Source organism: Crossiella cryophila, from assembly GCF_014204915.1.
GTDB classification, from domain to species: Bacteria; Actinomycetota; Actinomycetes; order Mycobacteriales; family Pseudonocardiaceae; genus Crossiella; species Crossiella cryophila.
Genome location: NZ_JACHMH010000001.1, coordinates 5,746,012 through 5,761,754, shown reverse-complemented (window position 1 = coordinate 5,761,754; position 15,743 = coordinate 5,746,012). Strand labels below are relative to the sequence as shown.

General features: G+C 69.5%; 14 protein-coding genes. 7 read left to right on the top strand and 7 right to left on the bottom strand.

Annotated elements, in window-relative coordinates:
• The first annotated feature begins 94 nt into the window (after positions 1-94).
• Genes HNR67_RS25210 through bla form a run of 5 tightly spaced genes read left to right on the top strand, consistent with a single transcriptional unit; the run spans position 95 to position 3,779 of the window.
• Positions 95-559, top strand: coding sequence for a GbsR/MarR family transcriptional regulator (locus HNR67_RS25210; protein WP_185004694.1), 465 nt, complete (start codon positions 95-97; stop codon positions 557-559).
• The gene (locus HNR67_RS25205) at positions 556-1,413 is read left to right on the top strand and encodes an ABC transporter ATP-binding protein (RefSeq protein WP_312988000.1); all 858 of its coding nucleotides are present in this window, start codon (positions 556-558) and stop codon (positions 1,411-1,413) included. The genes HNR67_RS25210 and HNR67_RS25205 overlap by 4 nt, the downstream gene beginning before the upstream one ends.
• Positions 1,410-2,120, top strand: coding sequence for a fluoroquinolone export ABC transporter permease subunit (locus HNR67_RS25200; protein ID WP_185004693.1), 711 nt, complete (start codon positions 1,410-1,412; stop codon positions 2,118-2,120). Before HNR67_RS25205 ends, HNR67_RS25200 begins: the two co-directional genes overlap by 4 nt.
• On the top strand, positions 2,117-2,848 hold the full coding sequence (locus HNR67_RS25195; protein ID WP_185004692.1) for an ABC transporter permease: 732 nt from the start codon (positions 2,117-2,119) through the stop codon (positions 2,846-2,848). Before HNR67_RS25200 ends, HNR67_RS25195 begins: the two co-directional genes overlap by 4 nt.
• A gap of 10 nt (positions 2,849-2,858) precedes the next feature.
• Positions 2,859-3,779, top strand: a complete 921-nt coding sequence (bla, locus tag HNR67_RS25190; protein WP_185004691.1) for a class A beta-lactamase — start codon at positions 2,859-2,861, stop codon at positions 3,777-3,779.
• Between the two features lie 4 nt (positions 3,780-3,783).
• On the opposite strand, the gene HNR67_RS25185 is transcribed toward bla, so the two are convergent.
• Entirely contained in the window at positions 3,784-4,671 is an 888-nt protein-coding gene (locus tag HNR67_RS25185) for an AraC family transcriptional regulator (RefSeq protein WP_185004690.1), read from the bottom strand.
• A 145-nt stretch (positions 4,672-4,816) separates the two neighbouring features.
• Here HNR67_RS25185 and HNR67_RS25180 point away from each other — a divergent pair, with 145 nt between their 5' ends.
• On the top strand, positions 4,817-5,575 hold the full coding sequence (locus tag HNR67_RS25180; protein WP_185004689.1) for an SDR family NAD(P)-dependent oxidoreductase: 759 nt from the start codon (positions 4,817-4,819) through the stop codon (positions 5,573-5,575).
• Here HNR67_RS25180 and HNR67_RS25175 read toward each other — a convergent pair.
• From HNR67_RS25175 to HNR67_RS25150, 6 genes are all read right to left on the bottom strand, one after another.
• Complete coding sequence (locus HNR67_RS25175) at positions 5,572-6,000, bottom strand: nucleoside deaminase (RefSeq protein WP_185011078.1); 429 nt, start codon at positions 5,998-6,000, stop codon at positions 5,572-5,574. The genes HNR67_RS25180 and HNR67_RS25175 overlap by 4 nt on opposite strands.
• An 11-nt stretch (positions 6,001-6,011) precedes the next feature.
• Positions 6,012-7,199 (bottom strand): oxygenase MpaB family protein, encoded by a 1,188-nt coding sequence (locus HNR67_RS25170; RefSeq protein ID WP_185004688.1) that lies wholly within the window; start codon positions 7,197-7,199, stop codon positions 6,012-6,014.
• A gap of 2,054 nt (positions 7,200-9,253) precedes the next feature.
• On the bottom strand, positions 9,254-9,859 hold the full coding sequence (locus tag HNR67_RS25165) for a response regulator transcription factor (protein WP_185004687.1): 606 nt from the start codon (positions 9,857-9,859) through the stop codon (positions 9,254-9,256).
• Positions 9,856-10,947: a sensor histidine kinase gene (locus HNR67_RS25160; RefSeq protein ID WP_185004686.1), complete on the bottom strand. Its 1,092-nt coding sequence runs from the start codon at positions 10,945-10,947 to the stop codon at positions 9,856-9,858. Before HNR67_RS25160 ends, HNR67_RS25165 begins: the two co-directional genes overlap by 4 nt.
• Positions 10,948-10,961: 14 nt before the next feature.
• Positions 10,962-11,690: an ABC transporter permease gene (locus tag HNR67_RS25155; protein WP_185004685.1), complete on the bottom strand. Its 729-nt coding sequence runs from the start codon at positions 11,688-11,690 to the stop codon at positions 10,962-10,964.
• Positions 11,690-12,583, bottom strand: a complete 894-nt coding sequence (locus tag HNR67_RS25150; RefSeq protein WP_185004684.1) for an ABC transporter ATP-binding protein — start codon at positions 12,581-12,583, stop codon at positions 11,690-11,692. The genes HNR67_RS25155 and HNR67_RS25150 overlap by 1 nt, the downstream gene beginning before the upstream one ends.
• A gap of 170 nt (positions 12,584-12,753) precedes the next feature.
• Between HNR67_RS25150 and HNR67_RS25145 the strand changes: the two genes are divergently transcribed.
• On the top strand, positions 12,754-15,732 hold the full coding sequence (locus HNR67_RS25145; protein WP_221490044.1) for an endo-alpha-N-acetylgalactosaminidase family protein: 2,979 nt from the start codon (positions 12,754-12,756) through the stop codon (positions 15,730-15,732).
• The last annotated feature ends 11 nt before the right edge of the window (positions 15,733-15,743 follow it).

Here is a 15,743-nt window from a genome sequence, read left to right as displayed (position 1 = left end):
GAGGCTATCCGTTACCCCCGACAGTCAAACCGACATCTCCACCAACTTTCAGAAATGTTTGAAACTTCAGACCGACAGGCGTACCGTTAGCCGGGTGAAGCGCACGGAGTTGCACGAGTACGCGGATGAGGTGGGCCTGTTCTTCCAGGAACAGGGCGTGCCGCTGATGCCGGGGCGGGTGCTGGGCTGGCTGCTGGTGTGCGATCCGCCGCAGCAGTCGGCCGAGGAGATCGCCGAGGCGGTCCAGGCCAGCCGCGGCGCGATCAGCATGGCCATGCAGATGCTGCAGACCGCGGGCGCGGTGGAGAAGGTGAAGGTGGCCGGCACCCGGCGGATCTTCTACCGGCTGCGCCCCGGGTTCTGGCTGCGCGAGGCCGAGGAGAAGGCCAGGGTCGCCAGGGACTGGCACACGCTGATGGCGCGCGGGCTGAAGCTGATGGACGAGCAGGACGAGGACCAGCGGCAACGGGTGCGGGAGGCGCACGACATGTACGAGTTCCTGGCCGCGGAATACGGCCAGATCAAGGACCGCTGGGCGGCCCGGAGGGCGGAGTCGTGAACGTGATCGAGGTCAGCGACCTGACCTTCGCCTACCCCAAGACGGTCGATCCGACCGTGCGCGGGATGAGCTTTTCCGTTGCCAGGGGCGAGGTTTTCGGGTTCCTCGGACCGAGCGGGGCCGGTAAGTCGACCACGCAGAAGATCCTGATCGGCCTGCTCACCGGGTACGGCGGCCAGGTGTCGGTGTGGGGGCGCAGCCCGGTGGAATGGGGTGCGGAGTACTACCGGCGGATCGGGGTGTCCTTCGAACTGCCCAACCACTACCAGAAGCTCACCGCACTGGAGAACCTGGAGTTCTTCTCCTCCCTCTACAATGGACAGACCCAGGACCCGATGGACGTGCTGGAGATGGTGGATCTCACCGCCGCCGCGCACACCAGGGTGAGCGCGTTCTCCAAGGGCATGCAGATGCGCCTCGTATTCGCCCGCGCGCTGTTGCACCGCCCGGAATTGCTGTTCCTGGACGAGCCGACCTCCGGCCTGGACCCGGTGAACGCCCGCCGGGTCAAGGACATCGTGCTGCGGCTACGTTCGGAGGGCACCACGGTGTTCCTCACCACGCACGACATGGCCACCGCTGACGAGCTGTGCGACCGGGTCGCCTTCGTCGACCAGGGCGTCATCGCCGCGCTGGACTCCCCCGCCGAACACAAGGTCCGGCGCAGCCGCCGCACCGTCCGGGTCACCTACCGCGAGGACGACGGCTCATTGCGGGACCAGGACTTCCCCCTGGACGGATTCGCCGACGACGCCGGTTTCCGGGCGCTGACACCGCGGATCGAGGCGGTGCACAGCCAGGAAGCCAGCCTGGAGGACGTGTTCGCCGATGTGACCGGGAGGTCGCTGGCATGAGTGCGACCATCGCCGCGCTGCGGCTGGACCTGCGGTTGCAGCGGCGCTACGGCTTCCTCTACGCGGCGGCTTTCGCGGCCGTGCTGTGGATCGTGGTGCTCAACCTGTTGCCGGCCAAGGTGCTCGGCGCGGCCCTGCCGTACGCGTTGTTCGGCGACCTGGCCATCGTCGGGTTCTTCTTCATCGCCGGCGCGGTGTTCTTCGAGAAGGGCGAGCGCACCCTGTTCGCCCTGCTCAGCACGCCGTTGCGGTTCCGCGAGTACCTGCTGGCCAAACTCGGCACGCTGACCATGATCGCGGTCACGGTGAGCCTGGCGGTGGTGATCCCGTTGCGCGGCCTGGACTTCCACCCGCTGACCTTCCTGGCCGGGATCGTGCTGACCTCGCTGCTGATGATCCTGCTCGGCTTCGTCACCGCGGCCCCCTACCCCTCGGTCAGCGAATGGCTGATGCCCGCGCTGGTACCGCTGGTGATCGTCAACGTGCCACTGCTGAGCTACTCGGGTGTGTGGCCGGAACCGTTGCTGTACCTCATTCCCACCCACGGTTCGCTGCTGCTGCTCGGCGCGGCCTTCGACCAGGTCGCGCTGAGCTGGCCGCAGCTGCTCTACGCCCTCGGCTACCAGCTGCTGTGGATCGTGGGACTGTTCTTCCTGGCGCGCAAGGTGTTCGAGCGGTTCGTGATCTCCAGGGAAGGCTCGTCATGACCACGCTGATCCGCAGCTTCGGCCGCAACGACCTGCGGGCCATCCGCGGCGACACCGTGCTGGTGACCGTGCTGCTGGCCCCGGTGCTCTACGCGGTGAGCCTGTGGGCGGTGCCCGCGGTCACCCGCTTCGCCGCCGCCACCTGGGAATTCGACCTCACCCCGTACCATCCGTTGCTGGTCAGCGCCTTCGGCGTGCTCGGCCCGGCCATGGTGCTGGGCAGCCTGTGCGGCCTGCTGCTGCTCGATGACAAGGACCAGCGCACCCTGCTGGCCCTGCAGGTCACCCCGACCCCGCGCGCGGCCTACCCGGCCTACCGTGCGGGCGCGACGATCCTGCTGGTGACCATCGCGGTCGAGGCCACCCTGGCGCTGTCCGGTCTGGTGAGCGGCGCCGCGCTGGCCAAGGGTGTGGCGATCGGGGTGCTGACCGGTCTGCTGTCCGTCCTCATCGGACTGACCATGGGCACCTTGGCCGGCAACAAGGTCGAGGGCATCGCGATCCTCAAGGGCCTGGGCATGCTGGTCTCGGCCATCCCGCTGATCCCGTTCTTCTTCCTGGATTCCCCGTGGGAGCTGGCTTTCGGCCTGCTGCCCTCCTACTGGCCCGCCCGCGCGCTGTGGGCGGCGATGGACGGCGGCGTGTTCTGGCCGTACCTGCTCGGCGGACTGGTCTACAACTCGCTGCTCACCGTGGCCCTGCTGCGCTGGACTGCCCGGCGCGGGTAGCCTCGTGATCATGACCTCCTCGCCGCCGGTCCTGTCCCGCCGTCTTTTCCTTGGCGCGGCAGCACTTCTCCCGCTGGCCGGCTGCGCGCAGAGCCCGTCACCGGCGGCCCCGCCGCCCTCCTCCGCCGCCGCGCCCAGCACCACGGCGGCGGAGCGGCATGACCGGCTCGTTGAGCTGGAACAGAAATACGGCGCCCGCCTGGGTGTCTACGCCCTGGCCACCGGCAGCGGCAGGACGATCGCGCACCGGGCGGACGAGCGGTTCGCCTTCTGCTCCACCTTCAAGGGCCTGGCCGCCGCGGCGATCCTGCACCGCAACCCGATGTCCCACCTGGACACCGTGGTCCGCTACGGCCGGGAGGACCTGCTCAAGAACGGCGTGATCACCAGGAACAACGTCGGCGCCGGGATGACCATCCGGCAGCTCTGCGACGCCGCGGTGCGCTACAGCGACGGCACCGCGGGCAACCTGCTGCTGCGCGACCTGGGTGGCCCGGCCCAGCTCACCGCGTACGCCAGGAGCCTGGGCGATGAGGTGACCAGGATGGACCGGGTCGAGCCCGCGATCACCGAGGCCACCCCCGGCGATCCGCGGGACACCACCTCACCGCGCGCGTTCGGCGCCAACTACCAGAAGATCGTGCTGGGTGAGGCGCTGCCGCCGGAGAAGCGGGCGTTCCTGCGGGATCTGTTGGAGCGCAACACCACCGGCGGCGAACGCATCCGCGCCGGGCTGCCCAGGGACTGGAAGGTGGCGGACAAGACCGGCACCGGCGACTACGGCACGGCCAACGACTTCGCCATCGCCTGGCCACCCGGCGGCGAACCCCTGGTCATCGCGATCATGTCCAGCAAACCGGACCGGGACGCCAAGTACCAGCAGAGCCTGCTCGCCGAGGCCGCCGCCTACGTGGCCGCCACCCTGCGCTGAGCCGTCAGGGCGGGGTGAGCGCGCGCAGCCGGGCCGCGTCCTGGCTCGGCGGCGCACCGAACTGGCGCCGGTACTCCCGGCTGAACTGCGACGGGCTGTCATAGCCGACACTGTGCCCCACCCCAGCGACATCCCCTGGCCGGGTGGCTAGCAGCAACCTGGCCTCCTGCAACCGGATCTGCTTCTGGAACTGGATCGGGCTCATCGCGGTGACCGCCTGGAAGTTGCGGTAGAACGCCGACACGCTCATGCCTGCCCGCCGGGCCACGTCCTCCACCTGGAAGGACTGCCGGTAGTGGTCGCGGATCCAGCCGACCGCGCGGGCGATGTGCGCCAGGCTGCTGTCGGCCAGGCCGAGCTGGGCGACCGTCGCGCCCTGCTCGCCGGTGATCAACCGCCACAGGATCTCCCGCTTGTACAGCGGGGCGAGCACCCCGCGGTCGCGTGGCTCGTCCAGCAGGCGCAGCAACCGGAGCACCGCGTCCAGCAGCTCGTCCGAGGCGGTGCTGACCGCCAGTCCCAGCGGCGGGATGCCGCCGCCCCGGGGCAGGTCGGCCGGTTCGGCGCGCAGCAGCAGTTCGGCCACCGAGGCCGGGTCCAGGGTCAGGCCGAAGCCCAGCGCCGGGTTCGCCGCGCTGGAGTTGATGAAGTGCCCGTTCACCGGCAGGTCGACCGAGGCCACCAGGTACTGCCCGGCCCGGTACTCATACACCCGGTCCCCCACCCCGATGCGCTTCGCGCCCTGGGCGATCAGCGCGAACACCGTGCCGGACATCGACGCCGACGGTTCGGACGGCCGGTCGATCCGGGAGATCAGCACGCCGTCGATGGCGGTGGTCCCGTCGGGTCGCGCGTGCCGGTCCAGCAGCGTGCGGAGTTGATCCAGGAGCATGCCCAGATTCAAACATCCGAGCCGACTTCATTCCTGTCGAGTGGAGGATCAGGCAAGAGCGAGGGAGCATCGATCTATGGTTTCCGCAGGTGGCGGTGATGTGATTGGGCAGTCCGATTCCCACAGATGAACAGGTAGGCAAGCCATGCGGATCGCCCTCGTCACTGGCGCCAGCTCCGGTATCGGCCAGAGCGCGGCCATTCACCTCGCCCGGCGCGGCACCGGCGTGATCCTGACCTACGGCGCCAACAAGACCGGCGCGCAGGACACCGTCACCGCCATCGAAGCGGCGGGCGGGACCGCGGTCGCGCTGCCGCTGGATCTCGGCGACTCCGGTTCCTTCGCCGATTTCCGCGAGTCGGTGACCGCGGCGCTGCGCGAGCGCTGGGGCCGGGACAGCTTCGACGTGCTGGTCAACAACGCCGGCATCGCCGAGTCCGCGCTGTTCGCCGAGACCAGCGAGGAACTCTTCGACCGGCTGAACCGGGTGCTGTTCAAGGGCCCGTACTTCCTCACCCAGACCCTGCTTCCGCTGCTGGCGGACAACGGCGCGATCGTCAACATCGGCAGCAACTCCGCGCTGAACTCGGGCATGGAACCCGGGTACTCCGCCTACGCCTCGTTCAAGGGCGCGCTCACCGTGCTGAGCCGTTACCTGGCCAAGGAGCTGAGCCCGCGCGGCATCCGGGTCAACTCGATCTCCCCCGGCGCCACCCGGACCCGCCTGGCCGACAACGCCTTCGAACGCTTCCCCGAGGTGATTCCGCTGGTGGCGGCCAAAACCGCGCTCGGCAGGGTCGGCGAGCCCGACGACATCGGCATGATGATCGCCGTGCTCGCCTCCGAGGAGGGCCGCTGGGTCACCGGCCAGGAGATCGAGATCGCCGGCGGCTACAACCTCTAGTCCTCGCCGATGTCCTCGTTCCACAGCGCGGGATTCGCCGCGATGAACTCGGTCATCAGCGTCACGCATTCCGGATCGTCGAGCAGGGTGACCCGCACCCCGTTCTCGGCCAGCCATTCGTGCTGGCCGGTGAACGTCCTGGATTCGCCGACGACGAGGTTGCTGATGCCGAACTGGCGGATCAGGCCGGAGCAGTACCAGCATGGGGACAGCGTGGTGACCATGGTGGTGCCGCGGTAGGTGGGCTGGCGGCCGGCGTTGCGGAAGGCGGAGGTCTCCCCGTGCATGGAGGCGTCGCCGTCCTGCACCCGCCGGTTGCGGCCGCGCCCCAGCAACCGCCCGTCCGCGCCGAAGAGGGCGGCCCCGATCGGGATGCCGCCCTCGGCGCGGCCGGCCAGTGCCTCCTCGACCGCGACGGCGAGCATCTCCTGCGGCGTCACGGCTTCGGCCCGTCACCGTGCGCGGCACGGAGAACGTCCACATAGGCCTTGCGGGCGGCGTGGCCGTGCACCGCCTGCGCGGTACGGAAAGCCGGGATGCGCCGGTAGGTCAACTCGGCCACGGTGTTCACCGCACCGGCCACCCGGACCAGTGCGCGGGCGAGCGGATCATCAGGCATGCCAAGGGAATCCGCACTGGCCGGCCCGATCACGATCCGGCTGATCGCGGTGTGCACCCGCTCGGCCCACCGAGCCCGCACCTCACTCTGATCAGGCCGGGGCCGCTGGTAGGCCGCACGCAGGTCGGCGGCCAGAGTGCGAGAGTCGGCATCCGGGATCAGTTCGGTGGCGGCCTGCTCCCAAAGATGTTGCCACGCATCGGCTTCATCGGCAGGCAGCATGTCCTCCTCAATGCCGACCAGCCACCCCACATACCGCCACAAATGCAGGATGTCCGCGCGTTCCTGTGCGGTATAACGAATTCCGAGCGCCTGCGTGGCCTCCATGACTCCAAGGGAGAACATCAGGGTGAGCTGGTTGGCCTGGGCGTCGTTGAGCGGCTGGTCCCAGGCGGCCAGATCCCAATCGCCGCGCTTGAGCAGCACATCCCGGATGTGCGCGTGCACCAGCCGAACCCGCAACGCGGCCGCGTAACCCACCCCGCCGACAACCAGACTGCCCGGCGTGCTGACATCCAGCCACCAGCTGGCGGTGTTGAGCACCCGGCGACTGGTCGCCTTGCCGGTCTGGCCGGTTGAGGTCAATGTCTTGCACACCCGTAACGAGTGAAACCCCACCACCAGATACACATCGCACAGGCTGAACGCGGCCAACTTCCCCGCCCGGCTGATCGCCTGCGCCCCACTACGCAACCGATCCTGGTCAACCCAAGCGGGGGTCTTCTCCACCGCCCGGAAGAAGTCGACCAGTTCCGCGGGCGGATTCTCGATCGAGTCAATCCCGTCAGCACAAGCCCGACTGAACAACTCCCGCGCCTCACCCTTGAGCCGGTGCATCATCGCCACCAGCCCATCCCCGAGGGCATCCACCGTGGTGGCCCGATGCCGCAGGTGCTGCAGCCGCTCCGCACTGGGCGTACGCGCGGCATGCCCACGACGGGCGGCGGTGGTCCGGAACGCGCTGTTGGTCAACGCGGTCGACTCATCCAGACTGACCGACGTCATGCGAGGCTCCTCAGTGGGGGTGGTCGGGACCGATCACTCCCCCGGATTCTCACTCGGGCGGGGCGGATTTCGCCATAGTTTCCCGGGTCTCGGTTGGGAATCGCCGGGGGTTTGGGGAATGTGGGCGCGTGAGTGTACGCGAGGTGGGGTGGATTGTGTTGGGGTGTAAGCGAATTCTGGGGGTGTGGGGTTTGGGGTGGTGATGGGGGTGGGTGGGGGTGTGCGGGTGGGGATTGGGGTTGTGCTTGGGCAGGGGGTGGTGGGGTGATTCTAGTGGGTTGGGGTGGGGGTCACGTTGGTGTCCAGACTTTCGGGGGTTACTCAGGGGGTGTGGGGGTTTAGGGCGTGAGGGGTGGGGGGTTTGGGGCAGGAGGGGGCGGGGTGAGTTGGGTGGGTTGTTGCGACTGAATGCGATCGGGAGGGCACGCAGCGCAGTCGGGTTGCGCGTTGTGGGGGTTGTTGGGGGCGCTGTTTGTTGACGCGGGCTGCTCTTGTCACGCGCGGTGGGGGTTGGTGTGCGTGGGGTATCGGCTGTCGAATGTTTACACCGGCTGCTCAACGGATCGCGAGTGTGAGCGTGGGTGGGCTGCGGAGGGGCGGGTGGGAGCGATCTCGGGCGCGGGTAGCAGCGGGTGGGCACTGACGCCGGTGGGCATTGCGTCGAGCTGTAGTCGCGTGCTTTGTCGAAAACCCTTGTCTCATCGGGGATTTTGACCCAGTGAGGGACGCCGTCGCACGGCATCGGACTGTCCAGCTCGGACTCGCGGCCGTCTTCGGCCGGCTCTCGCTTGGCCCAATCACGCCTTGCTCGGGTACCGCCTGGCGGTACTCATGACGCCGGTGCGTATGCGGCCGCGTACTCCGCGTTTCCGTTGCGTGCCAGGGCGAGCGCGATAGCCCCGGCTGGCGGGGACTGGGGAACCGGAGGGCATCGGCCGAGGAGCGGGCGCCCAGTCGACGGCGGTGGGCGCGCAGTCCGGGCACGCGGCAGCGGAGCAGGAGCGAAGTCCAGACGCGCGGTCAGCGGATCGGGAGCGCAGCCCAGGCCCGCGGCCAGCGAGTCGGGCGCGCAGTCCGGGTGGCGCAGTCCGGGCGCACGGTCCGGATGCCCAGTCAGCGGGCCGGGTGCCCAAGCCAGCAGGACGGCCATGCGGCCAGCAGCCCCGACGCAGCGAACACATCCAGCACCCAGCCTGCGGACCAGCCCAGCAGCGGGGTTCGGGTCGCTCCGGCGTTGTCGCCCTCGGGCACGACTGCCCGGACAGGTTCAGCTCGCCTAACTGCGCGCCTGGACGGGGGCGGCTACCGAGGTCGAGCCTGGGCGACTACCGCCCGGGTCCCGGGCCGACTGGGGTGACCGGCCCACGAGGCCGGGCAGCGCTGACCAGCTCGGTTTCACGCCAGACTCGCCCCTTCACGCCAGCCTCGCCCCTTCGCTCCGGCCGACCTGAGCAGCGCCGCCGCGGCAGCCACGGGTTCAGCGCCGGCGACTCACCGCGTGGGCTGACAGCCCTCCCGCCGCCCACACCTACCGGCCCCGGACTCAGCACCCCGGTCTCACCAGCGAGCGCCCCAGCCCGACCGGACCTGAGCGAGCCCGACCGGACTCGACCGGCCCTGACCGACCCGACCAGGTCCGACCGGGCCCGAGTGCACCCGCTCCCGGCAGGCCCGAGGCGACCTGGACTGCTGCCTGGCCGACACACCGCGCCTTCTCGACCGGACCGTTGCGCCGCTGGGGCTGCTGGGTGGCCGGTCGGGCTGCTGCGTTGCCGATCGCCGGGACTGTCGTATCGCCGGGACTGTCGCGTCGCCGGGGCTGCTTCACCACCGTGAGCCCGTGCCGGGGTCCGCCGCCGCCACCGTTCCTCTGCGGAACGCAAAAACCCCTGTTTTGGTTGCCTTGATGTTTGGATCTTGTCACTCGATCGGGTCTGGAGTGCCCTGTCTCAGGCGTGTACCGAGCCAGTTTACCGCGCAATTGTGTGCTGGGTCACAGCGGGGTCTGCGAGTGGCAGCGTAGGCGTGGTATTGGGAAGAGCCAGGGGGGTGGGTTACAGCCAGCCGTGGTCGGTGGCGGCTCGGACTGCTTCTATTCGGTTGCGGGTGCCGGTTTTCTGGATTGCGGAGGACAGGTAGTTGCGGACTGTGCTCTCGGACAGGAACAGGCGGGTGGCCAGGTCGGAGACGGTGGCGCCGTTGGCGGCGGCGGCGAGGAGTTCGCGTTCTCGGTCTGTCAGGGGGTTTGGGCCGGAGCGGAGGGCTGCGGCGGCGAGGCCGGGGTCGATTACCTGTTCGCCTGCCAGGACTCGGCGGATGGCGGCGGCCAGTTGTTCCACGGGGCCGTCTTTTACCAGGAAGCCGCTGGCTCCTGCTTCCATCGCTCTTCGTAGGTAGCCGGGGCGGCCGAAGGTGGTGACTATCAGGATTCGGCAGGTTGGGAGTTCTCGGCGTAGGTCGGCCGCGGCTTCCAGGCCGCTGCGGATGGGCATTTCTATGTCCAGGACGGCTATGTCGGGGGTGGTGGCGAGGGCTTGGGGGAGGACCTGGTCGCCGGTGGCGGCTTCGGCTACCACCTCGATGTCCTCCTCCATGCTCAGCAGGAGGGACAGGGCGCCGCGCATCATGCCCTGGTCTTCGGCCAGCAGGACTCTGATCACGGCTGCTCCCCGGTGGGTACGGACACCCGCAGGGTGAAGCCGGCGGGGGTGGGGGTGGCGGTCAGTTCGCCGCCTGCGGAGTGGACTCGTTCGGTGAGGCCGTTGAGGCCGTTGCCCCAGGTGATGGGGGTCTTGGTGGGGGTTGTTCCGTCGTTGGTGATGGTGAGGACTGTGGTTCCGTCGACTGTGTGCAGGTCGATCAGGCAGCGGCGGGCTCTGGCGTGGCGGAGGACGTTGGTGACGCCCTCGCGGACCACCCAGCCGAGCACCGGGGGCGCTGCCGCCGGCAACTCCCCCGGGTCCGGTAGTTCCGCGGTCACGCCTGCGGCGACCAGGGCTGCTCGGGCGCCGGCCAGCTCTTCGGGCAGGCTTGGTTCGCGGTAGCCGGAGACGGCTTGGCGGACCTCGGCCAGGGCTCGCCTGCCTACCGCTTCGATGTCGGCTGCCTGGTCCTGGGCTTTGGCGGGGTCGCGGGGGATCAGGCGGCGGACGGCTTCGGCCTTGACCACGACCAGGGACAGGGTGTGGCCCAGTAGGTCGTGCAGGTCTCGGGCGAAGCGTTGGCGTTCCTGGCCTACGGCGGTGTGCGCGAGTTCCTCTCTGGCGGCTTCGAGTTCGGCGACGGCGCGGCTCAGGCGGAGGACGACGAAGGTCAGCATGCCGGCCAGGAAGGTCAGGAAGGCGCCGATGACGATGGGCGGGGCGTCGCTGCCCACCCACACGCCGAGCAGGTGCACCACCAGCACGCCGATCACGTTCACCAGCGGCGCGCCGTAGTCCACGGTGATCAGCGACCAGACCGCGAAGACGAAGGGCATCGGCAGGTACCAGAAGTCGCCGAACTCCCTGGCGCAGGTCAGCGCGATCGTGGTGAGCAGGACGGCCAGCGCGATCGGCGCCCGGGACGGGCCGCGTTTGTTGAGCACCAGCCAGACCGCGATGCCGTAGGTCAGCGCGAACGCCCCGAGCGCGGTGGCGCCCAGGGCGTTGGCGCGGACGGCGGGCAGGAGCAACGAGGCCAGCCAGGGCAGCATCGCCACCGGCGGGAGCTGTCCGTGCAGACGGTCGGTCACCGGCCTCGTACCCATCCCCGCACGGTAGATCATGCCCGGCGTCCGCCGCGCTGGTAGGCGTAGATCGCGAACACCCCGAACAGCGTCAACCACCCGATCAGGACGCCGATCCCGCCCATCGACGGGCCGCGGTCGAAGACCACCGCCCACGACAGGTCGGCGTAGCGGAAGGTCGGGGTGAAGCGGGCCAACTCGGCCAGCCAGTCCGGGAACGCGGCCAGCGGGATCCACAGACCGCCCAACATGGACAGTCCGATGTAGACGAACACGCTGGCCAGCTGCGCGGTGCGCACGGAGAGCAGGTAGCCGATGCCGATGCCCGCCGCGGCGAAGGGCGCGGTGCCCACCCAGAGCAGGCCGACCGCGGCCAGCCAGCTCGGCAGGGACAGCTCGACGTCGTTGATCAGCGCGCCGGCCAGGCAGACCGAGACGATCGGCGGCAGTGCCAGCAGCATCGAGATCAGCACCCTGGCCAGCACGATCCGCAACGGGGACAACGGGGTCAGCCGCAGTTGCCGCAGCCAGCCCATGGCCCGGTCCTCGGCAACGCCGACGCTGCTGTTGAGCACGCCGCTGATCGCGCCGAAGGCGGACATGCTGACCATGGTGTACAGCGCGGCCTGCCGCGGTTCCTGGCCGATGGCCACGTTGAGGTTGTTGAACACCACGTACATCACCAGCGGGGTGAGCACGCTCATCAGCAGGAACCCGGTGTCCCGCAACAACCTCTTGCACTCGATGAGCACGTATCCCAACATCACACAGCCGTCCGATCCTGCGCGGTGAGCGCCATGAATGCCTCTTCCAGTCCGGCCCCGGCCACTTCCAGGTCGCGGATCGCGCCGAGCTGGGCCAGCGCCTGCACGGTGGCGTCGGAGTCGGCGCTGCTCAGGTAGGCCCGCCCGCCGCGCAGCGACACCGAGAGCACGCCCGGCAGCCGTTGCAGCTCATCGGGTCTGCGGCCGTCCGGGTCCAGTGAGACGGTCCGGCCGCCGACCCGGCCGCGCAGCTCGTCCGGGGTGGCATCGGCGATGGTGCGGCCGCCGGAGATCACCACCACCCGGTCCGCGTTCTCCGCGACCTCCTCCAGGTAGTGGCTGGAGAAGAGCACGGTCCGGCCGCGGGCGGCGAAGGCCCGCAGGTAGGTCCAGAACTCGCGGCGGTGCTCGACGTCCAGCGCGGTTGTGGGTTCGTCGAGCACCACCAGCTCCGGGTCACCGGCCATGGCCAGCGCGAACTGCACCCGGCGCGCCTGCCCCCCGGACAGGGCATCGGCCTTGCGCTTGGCCAGGTCGGTGAGCCCGGCGAGTCCCAGCACTTCGGCCAGCGGCAGCGGAGAGGGATAGCTGCGCCGGACGAAGTCGACAAGCTCGGCCACGGTGACCCGCGGGATGAGCTTGGCGTCCTGGGGCAGCACCCCGATCCGCCCGGCCCGGATCGCCGCCTCTGGGGTGCCGCCGAACAGGCTGACCTGCCCGGAGTCCGGGGCGAGCAGGCCGAGCATCAGGTTGATCGTGGTCGACTTGCCCGCGCCGTTGGGCCCGAGCAACGCCACCGTCTGCCCCGCGGGCACGCTCAGGTGAACGCCGTTGACCGCACGTACCGGTCCGTAGGCCTTGGTGACCGCGTGGAGGTGGACTGCCTCGTTCATGGGGCCAACCGTATTTCCTGGCGTTTCCGCAGGTAAGAGAGCTTTGTCCAGGGCTGGGTAGGACAAATGTCCTGCGGTTGGGCTGTTCAGTTCTGATCGATCGTCTGTTGACTAATGATGTTTAGCGGCTTAGAACAAGCACATTCGCGCAGTCGATCGTGGAGGTGCCCGTGTCGACCCGCCAGTCACTCCTGGCCTTATCGGCCGCCCTGGCCCTGCTCGCCCCCGGCCTGACCGCCGTGGCCCAACCCAGCCTGACCCTGCGTTCGGCCGAGCTGAGCGTGGCGGTGGGCGCGGAGTTCCCCAGGGTGGTCGTCTACACCGACCGCCGCTCCGGCGCGGTGCTGCACGGCCGGTCCGCGCCACTGACCTCGATCCAGCTCAACGGCGCTGACCAGCGCGTCACCGGCACCGCCAGGTCCGCGGTCGACTCGGTGCGCTACGCCCTGACCTTCCCCGACCTGCCCGGCGTGCGCCTGGACGCCAGCCTGGCGCTGCGCGGGCGGACCCTGACCTTCCGGATCGACCAGGTGCGCGACACCGCGGCCTTCCGGGTGGGCACCATCGACATCCCCGGGCACGACCTGCTCACCGTGCGCGCCGCCGATCCGGCCCCGCAGGTGGCCGCGGCCAGGGTGGAACTGAACAAGAACGGCAACGGCGACCGGATCTACCCGGTCACCACCGCCACCACGCCGGACGCGACCCCGCTGGGCTCGGCCTACGGCATGGTCAGCACCGGGAAGCTGGCCGCGGCGATCGAGACCAACTCGACCTATGACAACAACGGCGGCGCGGGCGCGGATGAGAACGGGCGGATCTGGCGGCAGGCCAGGCAGACCCCGGACGGCCCTGCGGTGAGCGTCTGGAGTGGACGGTGGACGCACCGCGCCCAGGGCTCCCCCGACACCGAACCGGCGCCGTGGGCCAAGGTCACGCTGACCGGGGAGCGCAACGGCGACGGCGTGCTGGACTGGCAGGACGCGGCCATCGCCTTCCGGGACATCATGTGGCAGCCCAAGGGCTGGGAGAAGACCAAGGACCGGGTGGTGCAACGGATTCCGTTCAACATCGCCTCCTCGGCCACGCACCCGTTCACCCGCACCCTGGACGACACCAAGCGGGTCAACCAGGCCACCGACGGACTCGGCCAGTTCGTGCTGCTCAAGGGCTACCAGTCCGAGGGCCACGACGCCGCGCACCCGGACTACGGCGGCCACTACAACGAGCGGGCCGGTGGCCTGCGCGGACTGAACACGTTGCTACAGCAGGGCAAGCGCTGGAACGCCGACTTCGGCGTGCACGTCAACGCGACCGAGTCCTACCCGGAGGCGCGGGCGTTCTCCGAGACGCTGGTGGACAAGAACAACAAGCAGTGGGCCTGGATGGACCAGTCCTACCGGATCGACCAGCGCCGCGACCTCACCTCCGGCGACATCCAGCGCAGACTCGCCGAGTTGCAGCGGGAAACCCGTGGCGGGCTTGACTTCCTGTACTTCGACGTGTTCCGCGAGACCGGCTGGACCGCGGACCGGTTGCAGCGCGAGGTGCGGAAACTGGGCTGGGAGATGGCCACCGAGTGGTCGCACCGGCTGGAGCGCGAGACGCTGTGGACGCACTGGGCCACCGACATCGACTACAGCAGCGAGACCCACCGCGGCATCAACTCCAGCATCATCCGGCTGGCGCGCAACCACCAGAAGGACGTCTTCGTCCACCATCCGCTGCTGATGGGCGCGCGGATCGTGGAGTTCGAGGGCTGGACCGGGGAGACCGACTACCGCGCGTTCCTGGCCAACACCTTCGAGCAGAACCTGCCCACCAAGTACCTGCAGCACTTCCCGGTGCAGCGACTGTCCACTGTGGAGGCTGTGCTGGACGGCGGAGTGAGCGTGACCGCGCCCGGCGGCAAGCGCCAGTTCCGCAAGGACGGGAGGCTGCTCTATGACGACGGCGCCTATCTGCTGCCCTGGTCGCCTACCGCACCCGACAAGGCCTACCACTGGAACCCGGCGGGCGGCACGAGCACCTGGGACCTGCCGGTGGAACTGGCCGGGCAATCCAGTGTGCGGCTCTACCGGCTCACCGACGACGGACGGCAGCACGTCGGCGCGCTGCCGGTGCGCGACGGCAAGGTGACGATCACCGCCGAGGCGCGCACGCCGTACCTGGTCACCGCGCAGTCCCCGGCCCCGGCGCCGCGCCTTGGCTACGGCGAGGGCACGCCGACCGCCAACCCGGGCTTCGACTCCGGTGACCTCACCGGCTGGCGGACCAGCGGCGCGGCCAAGGTCGAGACCAACGACCTCGGCCAGCGGGAGGCCGTGGTGCGTGGTGGCGCGGCGAGCCTGAGCCAGCGGCTGACACTGCCGCGCGGGCAGTACGCGGCCTCGCTGATGGTGGAGGTCGAGCCGGGGAAGTCCCGGCCGGTCACCGTGTTCGCCGGGGGCAAGGAGACCAGGCTGGCGCGGTCCACGGTGACCAACATCGTGGCCTCGGAGGAGAAGAAGGGCACCAAATCCCAGCGGGTCCGGGTGTTCTTCAGCAGTGACGGCAGCACCGAGGTCGGCGTCCGGGTCGGCGCGGGCGATGCCGTGGTGCGGCTGGACGATCTGCGGGTGGTCGCCGCGCCCGATCCCGGTAACCGGTGGGATTTCGAGCGGGTGGACCAGGGCTTCGGACCGTTCGTGCCCGGCGGCGAGATCGCCCCCACCGACGCGCGCACCCACCTGGCCGAGAAGCACGCGCCGTTCACCCAGCGCGGCTGGAACGGCAAGGCCGTGGACGACGTGATCGAGGGGAACTGGAGCCTGAAGTCCTTCGAGTACGCCGCGCACCTGGCCTACCGGACCACCCCGGCCACCGTGCGCTTCGAGCCGGGACACCGCTACCGGGTGAGTTTCCGGTACGCCGCCGCGGGCACCGCCTACAGCTGGGTAGTCGGCGAGGATCCAGCCAACGGCGCGCCGAGGGACGTCTCGGTGACCCCGTTGCCCGCCCGCGGCGAGCCCGGCACGCACACCGTGGAGTTCACCGCATCGAGCACCGGGGACACCTGGGTGGGCCTGCGCAGGCCCACCGGCGGCGACGGTGAGGAGTTCACTTTGGACGAGTTTGCGGTGTTCGATCTCGACGCCGGCGGGCGGTGATCCAGAATGGG